Source organism: Pontibacillus yanchengensis (assembly GCF_009856295.1).
GTDB lineage: Bacteria > Bacillota > Bacilli > Bacillales > BH030062 > Pontibacillus > Pontibacillus yanchengensis_A.
Genome location: NZ_WMEU01000003.1, coordinates 392,304 through 411,766, shown reverse-complemented (window position 1 = coordinate 411,766; position 19,463 = coordinate 392,304). Strand labels below are relative to the sequence as shown.

General features: G+C 37.8%; 14 protein-coding genes. 4 read left to right on the top strand and 10 right to left on the bottom strand.

The features are described from left to right. Positions 1-13 precede the first annotated feature (13 nt). Positions 14-2,386 (bottom strand): immune inhibitor A domain-containing protein, encoded by a 2,373-nt coding sequence (locus GLW08_RS11845; protein ID WP_337193933.1) that lies wholly within the window; start codon positions 2,384-2,386, stop codon positions 14-16. Between the two features lie 251 nt (positions 2,387-2,637). Here GLW08_RS11845 and GLW08_RS11840 point away from each other — a divergent pair, with 251 nt between their 5' ends. Together GLW08_RS11840 and GLW08_RS11835 are read left to right on the top strand one after the other, a co-directional pair. Beyond that, positions 2,638-5,832: a hypothetical protein gene (locus tag GLW08_RS11840; protein WP_160848851.1), complete on the top strand. Its 3,195-nt coding sequence runs from the start codon at positions 2,638-2,640 to the stop codon at positions 5,830-5,832. Between the two features lie 372 nt (positions 5,833-6,204). Then, the gene (locus GLW08_RS11835; protein ID WP_160848850.1) at positions 6,205-6,789 is read left to right on the top strand and encodes a hypothetical protein; all 585 of its coding nucleotides are present in this window, start codon (positions 6,205-6,207) and stop codon (positions 6,787-6,789) included. A gap of 343 nt (positions 6,790-7,132) precedes the next feature. Here the strand turns inward: GLW08_RS11835 and GLW08_RS11830 are convergent, their stop codons facing one another. Then, on the bottom strand, positions 7,133-8,098 hold the full coding sequence (locus tag GLW08_RS11830; RefSeq protein ID WP_237458417.1) for a LacI family DNA-binding transcriptional regulator: 966 nt from the start codon (positions 8,096-8,098) through the stop codon (positions 7,133-7,135). Between the two features lie 106 nt (positions 8,099-8,204). Between GLW08_RS11830 and GLW08_RS22140 the strand changes: the two genes are divergently transcribed. Both GLW08_RS22140 and GLW08_RS21645 read left to right on the top strand, forming a co-directional pair. After that, positions 8,205-8,330, top strand: coding sequence for a hypothetical protein (locus GLW08_RS22140; RefSeq protein WP_272917080.1), 126 nt, complete (start codon positions 8,205-8,207; stop codon positions 8,328-8,330). Positions 8,331-8,517: 187 nt separating this feature from the next. Next, positions 8,518-8,670 (top strand): hypothetical protein, encoded by a 153-nt coding sequence (locus tag GLW08_RS21645; RefSeq protein ID WP_202406288.1) that lies wholly within the window; start codon positions 8,518-8,520, stop codon positions 8,668-8,670. A 239-nt stretch (positions 8,671-8,909) separates the two neighbouring features. On the opposite strand, the gene GLW08_RS11825 is transcribed toward GLW08_RS21645, so the two are convergent. The 8 genes from GLW08_RS11825 to GLW08_RS11790 form a co-directional block, all read right to left on the bottom strand. After that, a complete protein-coding gene (locus GLW08_RS11825; protein WP_160848849.1) occupies positions 8,910-9,473 on the bottom strand; it encodes a hypothetical protein in 564 nt (187 codons plus the stop codon). A 243-nt stretch (positions 9,474-9,716) separates the two neighbouring features. Next, positions 9,717-10,919: a PDZ domain-containing protein gene (locus GLW08_RS11820; RefSeq protein WP_160848848.1), complete on the bottom strand. Its 1,203-nt coding sequence runs from the start codon at positions 10,917-10,919 to the stop codon at positions 9,717-9,719. A gap of 362 nt (positions 10,920-11,281) precedes the next feature. After that, positions 11,282-12,796, bottom strand: coding sequence for a S41 family peptidase (locus GLW08_RS11815; RefSeq protein WP_160848847.1), 1,515 nt, complete (start codon positions 12,794-12,796; stop codon positions 11,282-11,284). Between the two features lie 302 nt (positions 12,797-13,098). Next, positions 13,099-13,989, bottom strand: a complete 891-nt coding sequence (locus GLW08_RS11810) for a peptidylprolyl isomerase (RefSeq protein ID WP_160848846.1) — start codon at positions 13,987-13,989, stop codon at positions 13,099-13,101. An 84-nt stretch (positions 13,990-14,073) separates the two neighbouring features. Next, complete coding sequence (locus GLW08_RS11805) at positions 14,074-15,303, bottom strand: S1C family serine protease (protein ID WP_237458416.1); 1,230 nt, start codon at positions 15,301-15,303, stop codon at positions 14,074-14,076. 465 nt (positions 15,304-15,768) lie between these two features. Then, on the bottom strand, positions 15,769-15,972 hold the full coding sequence (locus tag GLW08_RS11800) for a helix-turn-helix transcriptional regulator (protein ID WP_160848845.1): 204 nt from the start codon (positions 15,970-15,972) through the stop codon (positions 15,769-15,771). Then, on the bottom strand, positions 15,973-16,275 hold the full coding sequence (locus tag GLW08_RS11795) for a hypothetical protein (protein ID WP_160848844.1): 303 nt from the start codon (positions 16,273-16,275) through the stop codon (positions 15,973-15,975). A gap of 599 nt (positions 16,276-16,874) precedes the next feature. Beyond that, entirely contained in the window at positions 16,875-19,442 is a 2,568-nt protein-coding gene (locus GLW08_RS11790; protein ID WP_160848843.1) for an AAA family ATPase, read from the bottom strand. Between the last annotated feature and the right edge of the window lie 21 nt (positions 19,443-19,463).

The window sequence follows — 19,463 nt, the reverse complement described above, 5'->3', positions numbered from 1 at the left end:
ATTCCTTCTTCTCTTATTCTTTAAATAGTAAGATCTTCCCTACTGTGCCATCTTCACTTTTTCCCGTAACGCGTACATTCAGACCATATTCAGGTACGTCACGGCCTGCGTCGGCAATCTCAGGATTAGTGTAATCAGCACTGTCATCAAACAGTGGTGTACGTTTGGTATAGTTATCTTTTAAGGTAACACCGATTAATGCCTCATAATCTAAGAACATATCCTCAGTCTTATCAAGGCTAAATGCTGCATCATGAACCTGATAACGTGTAGATGCTAGTGATTTATCGCTCCACGTCAAGGCCTTCTGGTCAGCATCCACTACTCCTACAAAGCCTTCACCAGGGTGAACACCTGTCCAGTTATTGTCATAAGACTTATCAACATACCAAACAACTAAACCTGGATCGAAGCTCATTAGGCTGTCACCACGACTGATGTTACCAAGTCCTTGGTCAACGCCGTTATGCGTTCTCCACTCTAGTAAGTAATAGTGTTCATTCGTTTTAATGCCATTGGATTTCGTAAAGCCTTCAAGGTTGAATTTAGCATCCCCTTCAGCGTCATCAAACAGAATTTGTTCGCCATCTGCAGCTACACTAATTTCATCAACGAAGAATCCTGGCATAGATACAGCAGCATCTGTGCTGTAATTAAACGAAATGTCGACTTCTTGGCCAGCATATTCAGAAAGATCAACACTTACTTCTTGCCATCCATCAGAGGAACCAGTAATCCCATTACCTTGGTTATTTCCATTTGGATTTTCATTTGTCGTAATATCCAATTCCACTGGCTCTCCATTCACTTTCACATAAGCGTAATCCCAGTCTGATTCGATCTCGTACCATGTTTGGAAGGTCATTTCAGCACTAGATGCATTGGTTAAGTCTACTGTCTTAGTCAGACTGTTATCTAAGTTATTGTCACTTCCACTGAAGTATTCATATTCACCGCTATATGGTTCATTAATGACGGTTTCTTTTTTAGGAAGATTTACCTTCACGACGTCATTGTTCTCCCCTTTTGTAGATGCTTCGTCTAACAAGAAGGACGTGCCTTCCCCATCAACTTCCTCTACATCTACTTCAGATCCAGATTGCCAATTGCCTCCTACAGATGTTTGAAGTATTTCTTTCATGTACGGACTGAATCCTGTAGGCATTGTCCCTGGAATTTTACCAGCCCAGCTACCACTAGCCATTATCGACCAATAACTTACCGGTTCCCCAGCTCCAGAATATTGCGTATCATACTCATCAGGAAGTCCAAGGTCATGACCGAATTCATGAGCCATTACACCAACTGCCCCATCTTCTGGTTCAATGGTGTAATCGTAAGCAGCCATGCTACCTCCCCAATAACCAACTTCTGCTTCTGTGCCTGGAAGATGTGTGATGTTGCCTAAGTTCCAACGGTGGGACCAAATTGCGTCACTACCAAGCTGACCGCCACCAGCTTCTTCACCTACTCCAGAGTGAATGACCATTAGGTGGTCCACTAACCCATCTGGTTCAAGATAATCTCCGTCGCCATCCAAATCATAGCGATCCCACTCATCGTATTCGGATAGGTCAACACTAGAATCTTTAGCTGCCTTGTTTAGTGCTTCTTTCACTAGACCTCTTGCATTTACGTCACTTCCATCAGGTTGAGGGTCGTTGGCACCATAAGCAGCTGCTGGTTTTTCTGCTTCGTACCATCCGGCAGCTTCCCCTGAAACGGTATAACTTCCACCCGATTGCTTTTCATAATATTGTTTCATCGATGCATATTGTTTGCCATCAGGGCCTGTCCAGCCACCATCTCCGAATAGCATATCTTCATAATGCTCTGGAGAATAAGCCTTTTCGTCATCTTCATAATACATATCTGTATCTTCTTCTTTTAATGTACCGTGAGGCTTATCAGGATACTCAATTAATAGCACCAGTACCTTATCCTCTCGTACTTCACCATTATAAGCTTCCTTTTTTACAGAATCCGGTATATCTTTCTTGGCTTGTCCAAGACTATTCCCATTCCCATTTGTTAGGCTATTGTTTTCCATTTGTTTTTTAAGCTTATCTTTCACTTTTTCCTTATCTTTGTAAAGTTCTCCTTTTTCTTTTTCAGCCGATTGTGCTTTAGACTGTAAAAAGTTATTCAGAGCCTTCTGTGCCTCTTTTGGTGAAGCGTTTTTGGAAATTTCCCCTTTTTCCTTCAACATTTCAATTAGTCGTTCATCATTGGCAATCGCCATATCAAATGGAGATCCACCTTCGTATTGACCATGTGACGACGTGTTTTCTTTTACATCTCCCGTCGATGGAGCAGCATGGACTGAAAGAGGTCCAAATGCCAATGCCATCGCTAATGCAGAAGAAAGAATTCTTCTATTCTTCACTTGTACTCCCCCTACCCTTATTGTGTTAATTTTTTGTAAATTCTAACTAATCAAAATAGTAAGGGGTAAATTTTGTTAATTCAACACTTTTCCAGTATATTAGTCAGAAAGAAAACGAAAGTCTTGGGTATTTCGACATAATACTGCAACATTTCTAGTCATTTCATCTCATATCTTTCGATGTCGGACTTAATTCTTATAAAATAAACGTATGGTTATAGGTAGACTATTTCGATAAGGAGCTACTTACTATGAAAAAATGGATTGGGATCACTCTGGTAATTATTACTTTCTTCTTGACCCCGCTTTTATGGTGGTTAGTGGAGCCAAATGAAAAACTTGATGTCTTACTTGTAGATAAAACCGTCCCCGATGACTCCTATAGAGAACATAAAGGCCTAACCTGGTTACTAAATCACAAAAACTTCACCCAGAATGATGGAAGTTCCTATTCTAATGAAGAATACATTGGAGTTAAGCCTAAAGGTGAAGATAAATATTCCTACACCCCCTTCCCCGATCAATTGCAAGATCACGATATGATATATGTAGCCGATACATATGGTCAACACCAAGGAACACTTTTAGAAAAAAATAATAAAGAAAACTATGGAGGTCTTTCCTATACCGAAGTTGAAAAAATGAGGCGTTATTTATTCAAAAATCCGTCCACACTCGTAGCAGAATTCAATACGTTTGGTAATCCTACAGATGATAAAACAAGAAAATCGATGGAAAGTTTATTAAATGTAGAATGGACCGGATGGACAGGAAGGTACTTTACTGAATTAAATCCGAATCAACAATCAGAAGTTCCTAACTGGGTAGTCGAACAATACCGAAAAACGACAGGAGAATCATGGGACTACTCCGGAGCGGGGTATGTATTGGTCCATGAGGATAATCGAATTGTTGTGCTAAAAGAAAATGAAGATGTTAACAAAAAAGGGTTAACAGTCGACTTTTCTAAGAAGGGACAATCTTTCTTCAATTTAAAAGAAAGTCCTGCTTATATGTACTGGTTTGATATTATTGAGCCCGCTAGCGATGAAGAAGTAATGGCGAATTATAACTGGGGATTAAAAGAAAGTGGAAAGAACAAGCTGGAACAAAACGGGATACCTTTTCAGTTCCCTGCAGTAACGAAAACCACACAAGATGGATTTCCCGCTTATTATTTTGCCGGAGATTTTGTTGATACAGCAAACGTTCCGCCTGTTTATCGCTATAAAGGCATTTCCACGATTAGACAACACCTTTCATTTGGTTTCAAGAAAAGTCCACAACAATTCTATTGGGAAACATACGTACCAATGATGGAGACGATATTAGCTGAAACTGATAAAGAGTCGGAAAGCAAAAAGACGCAGAGCTCTGAGGCTTATCACGAAAACGATATCTCCTATCCGACTCGAGTTAGTGGTAACCGCTTCGAGATTTACCAGAACGGTGAATGGAGCGAAACCGTCATAAAAGGGGTCAATATTGGGATGGGTAAACCAGGAGCTTTCCCTGGTGAAGCTGCCATTTCTGAACAAGAATACGCACGTTGGTTCAAACAAATTGGCGAGATGAATGCAACTGCTATACGCGTGTACACGATTCACCCACCTGGATTTTATCGAGCACTGAAGCGTTATAACGCCCAAGCCGAAAACCCTATATATATATTTCATGGCGCATGGGTTGATGAAAAGCCATTAGAAGAAACACTAGATGCTTTCTCCTCCGAAAGTGTGAATGGATTTAAAAACGAAATCGAAACCATTGTAGATGTCATTCACGGTAATAAAGAAATCCCGGAGAAACCTGGACATGCGAGCGGAAATTATACCGCCGATGTCTCTCAGTATGTAGCTGGATGGATTTTAGGAATTGAATGGTATCCTTATATGGTCGAGAACACCAATAAAGAACACCAAGACATCGGACAGTTCGATGGTGACTATGTATACACAGAAAAGGCATCCCCATTTGAGCACTGGTTAGCTGAGATGATGGAACACACCATCTCTTATGAAATGGAAAACTACAAATGGCAACGTCCGATTAGTTTTACAAATTGGGTAACGACAGATTTATTAGACCATCCAATGGAACCTTCCGAAGAGGAGGACTTAGTAGGTGTTGATCCAAATGTCATTAACATGAAGGATACGTTTAAGCCAGGTACTTTTGCATCCTATCATGTCTATCCGTACTACCCGGATTTTATGAACTATTCAAAGGATTATCTAAACTATGAAGATCACCGTGGAGAAAAGAATAGTTACGCTGGTTACTTACACGATCTAAAGAATGCTCATGATATGCCTGTACTAGTAGCTGAATTTGGTGTCCCTTCTTCCAGAGGTATGACCCATAAAAATCCTTACGGCTGGAATCAAGGGAATTTATCAGAGAAACAGCAAGGAAACATTAACAAACATTTATTCGAAGATATTATGCATGAGGGCTACATGGGTGGTCTCGTATTTACATGGCAAGATGAATGGTTTAAGCGAACATGGAATACAATGGAGCTTGATGACCCAAACAGAAGACCCTCTTGGTCCAATACACAAACAAATGAACAGCAATTTGGTCTGTTAAGCTTTGACCGTCATAAGCAAAAAGTGGATGGAAAAGGGAAGCAATGGAGTAACGAGCCTTTATATGAAGACGACAATACAGGCACTATCAATCGTGTAACAGCTGATCATGATGAACGATACCTGTATATGCGATTCCAAATGGGAGATTCATTCTCTTTTGAGGAAGAGAACTTGACGATAGGTTTAGATACCATTCAAAATCAAGGTCAATTACAGGTTGTAAACAACGTAAAAAGCAAGCAAGGGATTGACTTCAAAATAGAGATTCAAGGAAAAGAACAGGCTGAAATGAAAGTAGATAGTTACTATGATCCGTTTTATTACCAATACGGAGATCAGCTAAATATGATTGAGGAAAAGGACTACGCATCGCAGAACAATAATGGGACTTTCCATCCGATTCGATTAGCTTTAAATAAGGAGATGACCATTCCGGTTTCGGAGGAAACTATACCTTTTTCCTCATATAAAACTGGTGTACTGACTCATGGTAATGGAAATCCGAAATCAGAACAGTACAATTCCCTAACAGACTATTCTATTGAAGGAAATACACTTGAGATTCGCATTCCATGGTTAATGTTGAACGTAAAAGATCCTAGTCAACGAACCATCATGACCAACTTGTGGGAGGAAGGACTAAAAGGAAGCGAAGAGCTTGATGAAATTGGCTTCTCCTTCATTACGCATGACAAAGATGGAAGCGTAACGAGCATCCTTCCTTCTGACGGAGAAAATCAAATTGGAGACTTCTATACCTACTCTTGGGAAAAGTGGAATCAACCGAAACATCAAGAACGATTAAAGAAATCCTATTACATTATGCAAGATGTATTTTCTGACTATGAATGACAGAAAAATTTTGAAAGGCATTGTCACGGACTATGCAGTTCAGAGGTAGAAAAGTTAAAATAGCAAGACTTTTAACAAGCGAATTCGCACAGGAATTCGCTTGTTTCTATTTAATGATATGACAAGGATTGCTATGGTTTAACATTGAAAATAGCATAGGGGTTTAACAACATGACAATAGCTATTGTTCACACGTTGAAATAATGCTAAAACCATGGTCAAAACCTACGCTATTTAGTATAGTTGATTGTAATAATTTTCTAGTAGTAAAAGGTTTATTGCTAAAGTATAGAGTATGCGAAAGATTGTACTTAGACGCAGGATAGTTGAAGATTCAAGGCTTTCTAAGCGATATAGGAAAGGATATTACTTATGATAAATGCAAAAAGGTTATTAATTTATTTAATCAGTATTATGACAATTATTTTAAGTGTCTCATCGTATTTATATTTTAAAGAATACAAGGAAGAACAGCGACAATTTGATTTATTCCTTAATCATTTTTATAATTCCCTTGATATGTCAATAACAAGAGTTGATACATTACTTGAAGGCAAACTAGAGGACGAGGAATTGAATGAAGCAATTGGTAGATTAGAAAATGATTTATTAAAAACGAACACAATTGTTGATAATGGATACAACTTTTTAAGCCATAACATTTATCCAACTAGTTTTTTCCGAGAGGCATCTAATTTTTTGCATGGATATAATATGAGTGGCGATGTATCATTTTATGTGCCACCGTTAAGCGAAGATGGTCAACTGGATGAAGAGGAATTGACCTTATTGAAAACATTAAAAGGTTATATGGTAGATGCAAAAAACGCATTGTACTCTTCTAAAACGAATCAGGAGAATTCGAACTTAACTGTGTCTGAGTTAAAGGAAATTATAATCACACATATTAATAAAGATTCTATTGATATATATGAAGATGCTTATCAAGCAGATTAGAAATGAAAATAAGTTAAGATACAACTGGATCTGAGTATTTCACTAACGGGTGCGTTGAAGAACAAGTCAATATATTATAAAAAAACGCAGATGGATGTTAAAAATGCCTCTGTGTTTTCTTGTGTGATTTCGTTGTCTAAAGTTATGGCTATTTACCTTGTGATATCGTGTTTTCTACTTCACAACCGAATCTACTTAGTCACGGACAATGACTTTTTGTTTTTATATGATGAATGGTATTTATGAGCGATATTTTTGATTTATGAGAGAGATTTGGAATTTATGAGCGATCCACCAATTCTATGAAGCATGAAGTAAGCAAGAATCCTTCACCTCGATCAGATTACACACTTCCTCGCTCAATAAGCGAAAACCCGTATTGTGTATATATCGTCCTGTTCCCATCTAATGCACTTGTGACCAATTTCCTCCCCACCTCATGAAGTGGTAATTCAATGGTAGAAAGGTCTAACGCCCGGGCAATGGGATGATTATCAAACCCTAAAATAGCCAGTTCCTCTGGTACTGCAATATTACGTTTTTGGCATTCCATCCGAATCCCCGCAGCTACTTGGTCACTGGTTACAAGAAGAGCAGTAGGCTTGTCATCGAGGGACTGATAGGCATCCACAACTCGTTCACCATCTTCAATCGATAAACAATTGGAAAAAATCCATTCCTCTTTATAATCAGCTTGTATCGTATGTAATGTATCTCGATACCCCTGATAGCGTAATTGACTGTTGGTTCCTGTTTTCCTCGCTATACAAAAACCAATCTTCTGATGACCTTTCTCGATAAGATGCTGCATTCCTTCATAAAAAGCATCATAATGTCGAATAGACACAGAAGACACCACATCAGAAGAACGATCTTCACAAACGACAATCGGTCCAAATTCTGTATAACCCTCCACAACGTCCCATGTATTCGAACGGGAGGCGATAATCAATCCATCAATTTGCTTGTACTTCAGCATCTCAAGGGCTTCCAGTTCCTTCATCGCATCATAATTGGTTTGAATCAACACCAACGTGTGCTCTTGATGTAGTGCCTCTTTGGACATCCCATTAAGCAACAGTGAAAAATAAGGGTGATCTACAAAGGGAATGACGACTCCTAGTAAGCGTGTTTTTCCTTTTGATAAGTGAATGGCATTCATGTTTTGTCGATAATGCAGTGCTTCCATAGCTTCTTCTACGGCTTCTCGTTTTTCATTTGTGACATATGGATGCCCATTCAACACCCTTGATACGGTTGTTACGGATACATTCGCATAACGTGCAACATCCTTAATATTCGCCATCATAACACCTCGACAATAATGAAAAATCTATTAAAAAACCTCTTGCTCTGAAACGCATTTCATACCATATAGTAAAGCCAAATTCCAAATAAAGAAAGGAAAATGGCAAATGATTACTGGAATCCTAACGATCATCGTATTATGCGGAGTTGAAATTGCAGGAGTCTACACGGTATTAAGAGACAGAAACCACCCCACAACCATCGAAGAAATCCAGAAATGGTTTTACGACTAATGAAGGTGGGATGGGGGGACAGGTCCCTCGTCCCACTACATAATTAACCCCCGACTTAGACTCTTTCCTCAGAATACCTATACTAGATATAGACACCTATACATCACAAGGTGGGCAAGAATAGGATACATCAATGGAAGTTCGTGTAACATTGTCTTTCAAATAAACAGGAAAGGATGATTCATGTATGCCATTTTTCGGACCATACAATCGTGTAGGGTTTAGACGACGTGGCTTCGGCGGGTTTGGACCATTCGGACGTAGGGGATTTGGGCCGCGAGGATTTGGACCATTTGGACGCAGAGGTTTCGGCGGTTTTAGAGGTAGAAGGTTCTTTTAAAATGGGACGAAGGGACAGTGTACCTCGTCCCTTCGGTTTCCGAAATAATTGGGATGAGGGACCTGTCCCTCCATCCCAATAAAGAATAAGGTCTTTATTTACTTAAGTTTATTAGCAAAAATTCCTTCTAACAGCCACCTTTAATTGACTTAACTCTCTCTCATTCTTGTTTCACATTACACGAGCCCCTTCTTATAATCTTTTTTTCTTTGTATAAAACAATGAAAAGGATAAAAAACTTAACTTTTATGTGATATGTTCGCTTCAAATATATAAACTAGTATGCCATATGAGTCCTGATGTTTATTTTTCCACTTTGCATAAACTTTATAGAGAACGAAATCCGCTCCAGCATGGATGACTTCAATTCTATTATTTTTCAAAAATCCTACTAGTTGATCTCCATTTCTTATAGTAGTAAGCCCCCTTTCATCAGGATCCATATTCTTAAAATCAACTAATATCTCATCTCCCGAATGAACACTTTTTATTGTTGGATACTTTGGAGCTTTTCCATTTATGGTGGGTATTTGAGAGTTTTTACAATCTTCAACATTAGAACATACCACAATAGGCTCCAGTGCTAGCATTTTTTCTCCACTTTTTATAGTTAATTGCTCTATGCTCTCTTTATCTAATTCAGTTATCACGGAATTCGACAGTGAATAGGAGACAAACCCATCAACATAATTTCTATGTAATAACTCCCTGTATGAGGAAAGTCTGTCACCAAAAATAACCAACCCTATTATGAGAATACTTGTCATAACAATATATATCATACGTTTCTTTTTTTTACTCATTAGGAATCACTCCAAAGAAAATAAAAACTAAACCATAAAGAAAAACAATGTCATCTCTCACTATTTTGTTAACTACTTTAATGGAACCACGCTAATTACCAATTATTTCAAACCAAACGTGTGAACTCAATCCATAAAAAAACACGTTCCATATAGAACGTGTCATTTAGAGATGAGGGACAGGTTCCTCATCCTAGCAATTCCCGAAATAAAATGAGACGAGGAACCTGTCCCTCCGTCCCATTATTGAGAAACCTTCATTCCTTTTGAGTCTTCTTTCCGATGGCGGTCTTTGACGAATACTAATCCTAGTTCATAATGATCGCCTTCATACATTGCGCGCTGGGCGAAACGTATCTCTCCATTTGTGTCGCGGACTTCGATTTTGCAGTAGGCTCCATTGGATTGAAGTGCTTTGTGAAATTCCTCTTCATTGGAAACGTGATAATTGTTCACTTTTTCTATTCGTTCGCCTACAAGGAGACCCATTTTATCGGCTGTTGAATGGGGAATGACACCAAGCACTGGAAGTCCATCGTGACGTGGGGTGAAATAAGGATTGTGTCCTTGATCCTTCCACTTCACAATAAATGCACTGACTTCACGTCCTAAGAAGGCAACAACTACTCCAATGAGCGAAAGCATAGGCACATACATGCCACCTATCCCAAGTCCAATGACAATGAAGGAGAGCACGATTAGGTAATTTCCTAATTGAGAAGCTGCTCGTTTCGGCGAGATTCCTTTTATAACAAGTTCATATCCAATTAAGAGAGGAACGAGCATGAGTCCAAAGCTTCCCCCCCCTATGGAAAAGGTTGGCCACCACGGAGCGAAAGGTTCAATGGCACCTCCAGGGATGAGGAAGAATGCTGGGATGAGTGCTAGTTTTTTCACGCGATGCTGCCCGATGATTTTACCCCTGCTTCCTTTTATGTATTGTGGGAAGGAGGAGTTGCTATGCTGACGCTTCATTAATACCGCTTCAACAATGAGTAGTGTACCAATAAGTATAGGCATAAATATGATGCTGGCTTGGTTCAGTCCATCCACCCAACTCGTTGGAAGAAAGGAGAGCGTATCTTCTGGTAAAAACAAAAACACTAAAAAGGTGATACTCGCTGTATAAGCAGCAGATAACCAACTAAATCGCTTCATTATAGTCACTAGGATGACAATGGCTGTCCACAGCAATACCATCGCATACGGAAATACAATCCCTGAACTAATAGTGATGATCGATAGAATTAGACCTGCTAGAAGGCTTGTCCCCCATGTACCTTTCCATTCTGAGAAAATATTAAATAACTTAATCCCAAAATCACGTCGTTCACGCTTAATTCTTGCTATTGAAGCTAGAAACGTTAAACAGATTGCCCAATAAAACAAAGGATGTAAAAATAAGCGCCCGATTCCCTTTGCCACTTCCAAAAGCCATGATTCCATGTACTGATACCCTCCACGTTCACTCTCTATATTTACAATTTATAAATATGGTATATATACTTTGATTGTACGCCACAATGCCCGAAATGAAAACACTATTCTAAATTGTATTAAGAAAAGCACGGGGGCCCTAGGAGCTGCGGCCTACACGACGTAGGTTGTTCGATGCTTGCTGCGTACTTCCCCTGAATCCGTAGGAGATAAAGTAAACACGACAACATGAGTGATTCGATGTTGGCTATCATACGGAGGAGCTAGAAGTTTGCTGGACGCTAGAACTAGACATTAAACTTACTTCCTTACGCATATAAAAAATCCGCAGCCCTTAGGCTACGGATTTTAAGATGAACAATCATTCTTGTTTATTTAGAAAATAATACATCAAGAGCTTTCTTCATTTGCGTATCATTCTCTTTATTTTGCACCTTCGTTACGACGGAAGATTGAAGTTTATTACCTGTTTCTTCATTGATGGTGCCTGTTACTTTTAAATCATTTTCTTTTTGGAATTGCTCTACAGCTGCTTGAGTTTCTTTGCTAAAGTACCCATCTTTACGACCAGAATCGTAGCCAAGACCCTCTAGCATCTTCTGTACGTTGGCAATTTTATCGTTGTTCATATCATATTCTAGAGTCTTATCAATTTGAACTGGATTGGTGTAATAATATTCAGGTAGTTCCACCTTTTTGGTTGGCTTAATACCTTCTTCATGGATCCAGTTTCCATCAGGCGTTAACCATTTATAAATCGTTAACTTCAAGTTACTGCCATCTCCCATAGGAAGTGCTTGTTGAACGGTACCCTTACCAAAACTCTTCGTACCAACTAATTCATAGCCACCCGCTTCTTTCATTGCGCCTGCTAGGATTTCCGAAGCTGATGCACTACCTTCATCTATTAATACAACAATTGGATAGCCTTTTTTCTCTTCAAGGTTTGAAACGTAACGCTTTTTCTCCCCGTCACTATTCTCAATCTGTACATATGGTGTATCTTTTGGAATGAAGTTCTCTAAAATATCTTGAGCTGCCGTAAATAGCCCACCTGGGTTACCTCGTACATCAATGACAAGTCCATCTATGTTTTTCTCTTCTAATTCTTTTAGCTTTTTATCAAAGTCAGCTGCTGTATTTTCAGAGAATGACGTAACTTCTAACACGCCAGCTTTCTTGCCATTCACTTCTTTTGTTTCAGAGTAAACCGTTTCGATTGGAATCGTATCACGCTTCACATCAATCGTTAAATTCTCTTCCACACCTGGACGGTCAATTTCGAGTGAAACGGTTGTTCCTTTTTCACCACGAATTTTAAGTACGGCATCATACAAATCCATATCTTCAATATTTTCTCCGTCAACACTGACAATTTGGTCCTTTGGTTTTAAGCCAGCTTCTTCAGCTGGAGAGCCTTTAAATGGAGATACAATGGTAACTCTTCCATCCACCATACTTACTTCTGTACCAATTCCTTCGAATGAGGAGGAAATTGAATTGTTAAATTGCTCCATTGTTTCTTTATCCATGTACGTACTGTAAGGATCTTCTAGCGTATCCAGCATTCCCTGAATCGCACCTTCAATTAGCTCTTTCGATTCCGTGTCTTTCACGTATTTCTCTTGAATAAGGGAATAGGCTTTATCAACTTTGGATAGCTCACCATCATTGTTTTCTTTTAAACCATCCAAAATATCCCCAACGGATTCATCGCTCGTCTGACCCTCACCGTCTGTACTTGCTTGCTTATTGCTTTCTTCCTGATTCGTTTGTGCTTGTCCTGTCCCAGCTTGTAGAAACTGAACTGCTGTATAGGTCGCAACGCCTCCAAGGATCATGGAAAATACGAGCAATGCGGCCAGATAACGCCTTTTTAGGTTCATACTTTTCACCTCTAATAGACTTTTTAACCAATCCTCACTTAAGTTGCACAAAGAGGCATCACACCGTAATGTGCGATGCCTCTATATAACGTTATGCCATATAGTTACCAGACATGTCCATTAATGGATGGTAACAAAAAAATTGTTAAGTTAGTGATGTACCTTTTCTAAAGGGTATCATCGCCCAATATATGTTTATGATAACATATTTCGGGTCTCTCTGAACCATACAAAATGCTCTTATTTTCTAAAAGGCGCACTCTTTTGTTTAGTATGCTTCGTACCATTGGTCATGATTCACGTTACTTGTTTGATTGCGTTTGGGCCTCAAAAGAAATCTTATCTTTAAGATCCTCTATTTTAATGTTTACATCAGCATTTTTCATCACTTCTGTAATATTTTCCTGACTACCCTTTCGACTCTTTAATTCTTCCCGTAGTTGATCCTTCATCTCTTCATACTTTCCTATAGATGAGGTGTCTTCTTTCTCACGTTTATCGGTTACTTTAATAATATGGTATCCATATTGAGATTTAACGGGTTCACTAACTTTCCCAACCTCTAAATTGTAGGCTGCTTTTTCAAATGGAAGTACCATTTCTCCGGTAGAAATATAGCCAAGGTCTCCGCCATTTTGGGCAGATTGCTGATCGGTTGAATATTCTTTCGCTAGTTTAGCAAAATCTCCACCATTATTTAATTTCTTTTGGACTTCACTTGCAGTTTCTTTGTCTTCTACAAGGATGTGACTTGCTTTTACTTCTTGCTTCATGTTCTCGTAGTATTGTTTCACTTCTTCATCTGACACTTCCACTCCCTCAGCTGCTGCTTTTTGTTTCAACATGGAGGAGCGAATCGCTTGTTTAAATTGTTTTTCATTTTTAAATCCATTTTGCTCTAATACAGACTGGAATTGATCGCCGTACTGTTGCTTCATTTGCTCCAATCTCTTTTGTACATCTTCATCAGAGACAGAGAACTTTTCAGAAAGGACTTGGTCATAAACCATTTTTTTCAAAACGGAATCGCCGTACTGATCGACAAGTTTGTTGTAGAATTCTTCTTTGGTTACGTCCCCATTTTTCGTGGAAGCCACCACTTCCGAATTAGATGATGATTCACTGCCATTACTGCATGCAGCTAATGATAGGATAGCTACAATAGACAGTAATACTGGTATTAATTTTTTCATACTACACATCTCCTTTATGGTAACTAGATATTATGTAAAGAGAAGAAGGCAATGTCTAGTTGCCTTCTCCCTTTTATAGAGAAATTATTCTCCTAATGTTAGCGTAGTCGTTTGCTGTTGACCGTCACGATAAAATGTTAATTCCATTTCATCTCCTACTTCTTTATTCTCATAGATATATTTACGAAGCTCTACTAGGGATGCAATCTCATTTCCATCCGCTTGAGTGATGACGTCATATTTCTCTAATCCTGCTTGATCGGCAGGAGAGTCTGCTTTTGTAGCTGCTACTACCACACCTGCATCAACATCTTTTGGTAGATTCAGTGCTTCTTGCTGATTACGTGCAGAAATGGAGGATAAATCTCTCGTTGATACTCCCATAAACGGACGTGTTACTTCCCCGTCTTGCTCTAGATCTTGAATAATTGGCTTCACGGTAGAGGTTGGAATGGAGAACCCTAGTCCTTCTACTTCTTCCTTCGCAATCTTCATAGAGTTAATCCCAATGACTTTACCACTTAAGTTGATCAAGGCACCACCACTATTACCTGGGTTAATGGCTGCGTCTGTTTGTAGAACGTCTGTCTGCCAATCTACTTTTCCGTCTTTGTTAATATCTACTGGCATGGAACGGTCTAAGCCACTAACGATTCCTTTCGTGACAGAGCCAGCAAATTTCATACCGAGTGGATTTCCAATCGCAATGGCAGTTTCACCAACTTCTAGATCTTTAGAAGAACCAAATTCAGCTACATTTTCAACATTCTTACCATCCATTTTCAGAACGGCTAAGTCTGTAAATGGATCTCTTCCAACAAGTTCCGCTTTCACCTTCTTGCCTCCGCTTAAAATCACCTCAAGGGAAGCAGCATTTTCGATAACGTGGTTGTTTGTAACGACATATGCTGAGCCACTCTCTTTCTTATAAATGACACCAGAACCTGTTCCAGCCTGACTGCTTTCAAACATTTGTTGAGACTGACTATACTTTTTAACACCAACAACTGCCCCCGATGCTTTTTCTACTGCCTCTACGACAGCCGCATCTTCTTCGGAATTGCTCGTGGATAACTGCGTTGTATTGATTTCCTTGCTGTCACTGGAAGCTTCCGCGCTCGTTTTGTCGACATTTGATGATGCGGAATCAAACGGAAAGACATTCGCTTTATTTAGGGAAAAGGCTCCTATAAATAGAATCGCTGCTACAGCCAATAGGCTTGTCGTAAGACGAAACACCCATTTGAAACCTTGCTTTCTTTCTTTCGTTGTAATTTGATTTGGGTCGACTTGATTTTGATGTTCATCCATCATAGCTCCCCACCTCTCTATTTAAATAATGTGTATTCATTCCTTAATGAATCTGTAATTCTTATTGTAGAGAAATGATTTGGCAATGGTTTGGCACAAATGTGGTAAAAATGTAAAAAATATAAGAGTTATCCACAAAAAAACGCTCAGCAACGTACAGACTTAGATATATAGTTAGCTTAGCTGTACCTTAACAAGCTTACGTGTACTTTTCTCCTTTTTTAAAGAAAACACTCCAAAAAGGAGCGAATCTATTTAATCCAGATTCGCTCCTCAAAAGGGAAGTTACTAGAGTGTTTAGCTACTTTTCACCTATAGCCACTACATACCAGCTACTAAATTTATGGTGCTGTACGTTATTTTCATAAGTTGATAATCTTTGGTCAAAAGAGTAGAGAAAATGTTTGTTTCAGCGCGTCATAAATCTATTGAGATGTTAGGAGGCGAATAAAAAGAGCTCCCATTGTATCATTTTCTATTTGAATCACTGATGAAAAGCTCATCTACTGTGGTATTCAACACAGAGGCTATATCAAAAGCTAAATGTAAAGTAGGGTCATATTTATCATTTTCAATCGCATTTATCGTTTGTCTGGATACTTTGCACAGTTTAGCTAAATCTGCCTGGGATAATGTAAGGGATTTTCTAAATGCCTTGATGTGATTTTTCATTTAACCACCATATTTCTTCCTGTAGCTCAGTAATGTTCCCACATATATAATAGAAATCACCGTAAGAAAAACTAATGGCGAAACCCCACTGCCATACTCAGGAGCGTTACCTCGAATAGATAGATAACTGGACTGCGCAACATCCAGAAGAAGCATACCCACAACGACGATAAAAGCATATGATTGAGCTTTCGTGTTTATAAACTTCCTTCTTTCGTCCCCTTTTTGAAACAGTGGTGCAACAAACATAAAAATGCCACAAACTATCAATATGACGGAATACACAATCCTTACCCAATCCATTATTTAACTCCTCCCAACCAAAAATGTAAAGAGTATTTGACACTTACTAAGTATAACGATAGCTTCAAAAATGTCAAATTCCTTTTACATTATAAACCTTTAAATTATTCACTACAGGTGTAAGGAAAGGCCGCTTCATTATAGCTAAACTACCTAGTTTATCCAATAAAGGAATCGCTATCATTAAACAATCAACGAAGGAAATCATTAACGTAAATTCAATGAAATAAACGTTACACTATGGATGCAGTGAATCGATGTTAACTTATCTTGTGGGAATGGCTGGGGTTCACATGAAAGGGCTACATCGTAACTCTCTGTATGAAAGCATAGAAAAAACCACCTACTTTAAAAAGCAGGTGGTTTTGAACCCTTACTATGAAATTAATAATCTAGTAAAAAATTGTATTGTTACAAAGATATCGTTAAAAACATCCATTTACAAACACCTGTATATCAACGTTCTTATTTTTTGCTGTTACAAAAATACCTTTAGATAAATTTCTTTCACTTTGTACTTGTTACAAAGATAACCTTAGGGAACTTCAATTCAGTTTCTAGGCTGATTGTATCTTTATACATTTTGTTCTTCAACATTCTTATTTAAATTCCTTCTTAAATTCTTCTAGGTCCTTTAAATCATTCTCCATTTCTTCTAGTGAAGGTGTAATCCTACCTATTGCTCGGGACTCATCATGAACCATGGTTGAAGATTTTGTCATTCCTTTTTCAACTTTTTGAATCAATTCATCACTTACTTTCGCTTTCCTTAACTGTTGAGTTTTCACACTAGAATCAAACCTTTCTATTACCCCACCTAGCATTAACTCTTCAACTGACCTTTCCCAAGCTTCTCTAAGTAGGGAATACCAACTCTTTACTTCTAAAGAATATTTATCAGGATTTAACTCTTCCTGTTTTCTCTTCAATAATTGTAACTCATTCTTTAAATATCCTATTCTTTTCTTCACATTTTGGGCCACCCAAGGAAGATCATCAGAAATAATACCGGCTGTTTTACCAATTCTTCGCACAACATTTCGTTTAATGTTAACTTGCCTTAATTCACCGAACTTTTCGAGCATGTGTAAGAAAACAATATCATGAGTAAATACTATTACTTGTCTATTTTCAGATTCTTCTATAAGCCTTTGAGCTACATATTCTCTACGCCCTTGATCAAATGAAGAAACAGGATCATCTAGAATAATTCCACCTTTATTCTCCATTGATGAAACCTCAGCTAGAAAGAAAGCTAATGACAGCGCCTTTTGTTCACCTTCACTAAAAACATCAACTAAATCAGCTTTATTGTCTGTATCGATTGTTAATTTTATTGTAGTTTGACCCTTAACTCCTCTACTCTTGATATCAAACAAAACATTGTCACAACGAAGGTGTTTTAATTCCTTTTCAATTTGATTTTTAAAATGATTTGAAATAAAAGCTGAAGCTAATTCATTGTACTTTCTAGTGATATTAGTAGTAGATAATAGACTTATTGCTTTATCATACTTTTCTTCCTTAACTTTTATATCCACTAAGGTTTTAATTTCACTTTTTACTTTAGCGGCTTGTTCCTTTGCTTCATACTCAACTTTCTCTCTTTTTAACTCTTCTCTATTATCAGATTCCGCAAGTTTTTTTCTGTATTCTAGCTCTAAGTCCTTATCTCTTATCCAATTTTCTATTTCTTCTATGGGAAATTTGTTCAAATATTGCAGTTCAATATTTCCTTCACTTTCAGCATTTGTTGCTTTTGATACAATTTCATGAGCTGAGTGAATTAATTCATTAATACTTGTTTCCAACAGAGGGGTATCGTATTGTAAATAATCTCTTATGGAAGCATTTTTAATTTTTTCTAATGGCAGAGATTTAAATACTTTAATATATTCTTTTAGTGACTTTTCATATTCATCTTTCTCTTTTGAGATGGTACTTTGAATGAAGTCCTCAAAAGTATTCAGCCTATTTTTTCCCGATTCATTTAAATCTTGCTGACATAACAAGCACTTGGCTCCTACTTCTGTGTTTGGGAACTCTGTTTCTTTATACGCAACTTCATGGTACTTCCTTGCGGTAGCCCATAGGTTCATCCATGGATTTGAACCAACGCCGTTTAATGGTTGTTTATTAAAAGCTTCTTCCGTAGCTATACGAAGTGTTTCTTTCGCATCTTTATAACAACTATGATTATGTAAAAAAGCATCAATATTAGCATCCTTCAATCCATTAACTACTTCTCTAATATCTTGTTGATACATTTTCGCATCTTTTATCTTTCTATCTAGATCTTTTAAATGTTTTTGAGGATTTGATTCAGATAACACAGTTAAATCCTTATTTATTTGTTCCAATCTATTTTCATCTTCAACTGTAAAGGTACAAAGGTCTTCAACTACCTCATATTTTGTGTTTTTTGAAATATTATCGATTAGAGATTTTACTTTTGTTTCTTCTTTAAATGTTGGAATTTTGGGTTCAGTCTCTTTAAGAGAATCTTTTTCTGCATTAAGATTTTCTTTTGCTCTATTCTGGATTGTTGCTAACGAATTAAATATTTGTAGTTCACTCGGTATAAAAACAACACTATTTTCTGTTTCTGCGTATATCTGTCCACACTTAGAATCATAAATACTTATATGTGATAACTGTCTCTCAGGGGACGTATTCATATCCCTTTGTATGTAATGAACATTTTGATTCTCATCAATAATTTGTATCTCAGCAGTACCTACACTTTCGCTATCCTCTCTATATATGTTTGGATAAATTTTAGTAATATTATCAACTGCACGACAAGCTTGCTTTAAAACCTTAGCATAACTTGATTTACCAGCCGAGTTATCACCGTAAATTACTGTTAGACCTTCTGTATTAAATTCAATACCATATTGCTGATCCACTGCAGCTACATTTACCATATTATCTAAGGATTTAAGCTTGATTCCTTTGTCTAAATTCTTGTCAGGTATTGCACCTTTAGACAACTTACTTATGATTGGTTCTCTATAGTGAATGCCTACACTTGATAATATATTTACTTGTACTTGATTCAGTTCTTCATCATTAAGTTCGTTTTTTTCATACAGCCTCCTTAATAAATCATTTTGCCAATCAGGGATGGTGCTTGACCATTTCCATATCTCTTTATTAAGTTGCACTTCTAACGCCTCCTGAATATT

What these genes read in the sequence shown, in the direction of transcription:
- GLW08_RS22140 (WP_272917080.1), top strand. Translation starts at nt 8,205, where the DNA reads ATGATTACTGGAATCCTAACGATCATCGTATTATGCGGAGTTGAAATT.
- GLW08_RS11805 (WP_237458416.1), bottom strand. Translation starts at nt 15,303, where the DNA reads ATGATGGATGAACATCAAAATCAAGTCGACCCAAATCAAATTACAACG.
- GLW08_RS11800 (WP_160848845.1), bottom strand. Translation starts at nt 15,972, where the DNA reads ATGAAAAATCACATCAAGGCATTTAGAAAATCCCTTACATTATCCCAG.
- GLW08_RS11825 (WP_160848849.1), bottom strand. Translation starts at nt 9,473, where the DNA reads ATGAGTAAAAAAAAGAAACGTATGATATATATTGTTATGACAAGTATT.
- GLW08_RS11820 (WP_160848848.1), bottom strand. Translation starts at nt 10,919, where the DNA reads ATGGAATCATGGCTTTTGGAAGTGGCAAAGGGAATCGGGCGCTTATTT.
- GLW08_RS11835 (WP_160848850.1), top strand. Translation starts at nt 6,205, where the DNA reads ATGATAAATGCAAAAAGGTTATTAATTTATTTAATCAGTATTATGACA.
- GLW08_RS11830 (WP_237458417.1), bottom strand. Translation starts at nt 8,098, where the DNA reads ATGATGGCGAATATTAAGGATGTTGCACGTTATGCGAATGTATCCGTA.
- GLW08_RS11795 (WP_160848844.1), bottom strand. Translation starts at nt 16,275, where the DNA reads ATGGATTGGGTAAGGATTGTGTATTCCGTCATATTGATAGTTTGTGGC.
- GLW08_RS11840 (WP_160848851.1), top strand. Translation starts at nt 2,638, where the DNA reads ATGAAAAAATGGATTGGGATCACTCTGGTAATTATTACTTTCTTCTTG.
- GLW08_RS21645 (WP_202406288.1), top strand. Translation starts at nt 8,518, where the DNA reads ATGCCATTTTTCGGACCATACAATCGTGTAGGGTTTAGACGACGTGGC.
- GLW08_RS11815 (WP_160848847.1), bottom strand. Translation starts at nt 12,796, where the DNA reads ATGAACCTAAAAAGGCGTTATCTGGCCGCATTGCTCGTATTTTCCATG.
- GLW08_RS11810 (WP_160848846.1), bottom strand. Translation starts at nt 13,989, where the DNA reads ATGAAAAAATTAATACCAGTATTACTGTCTATTGTAGCTATCCTATCA.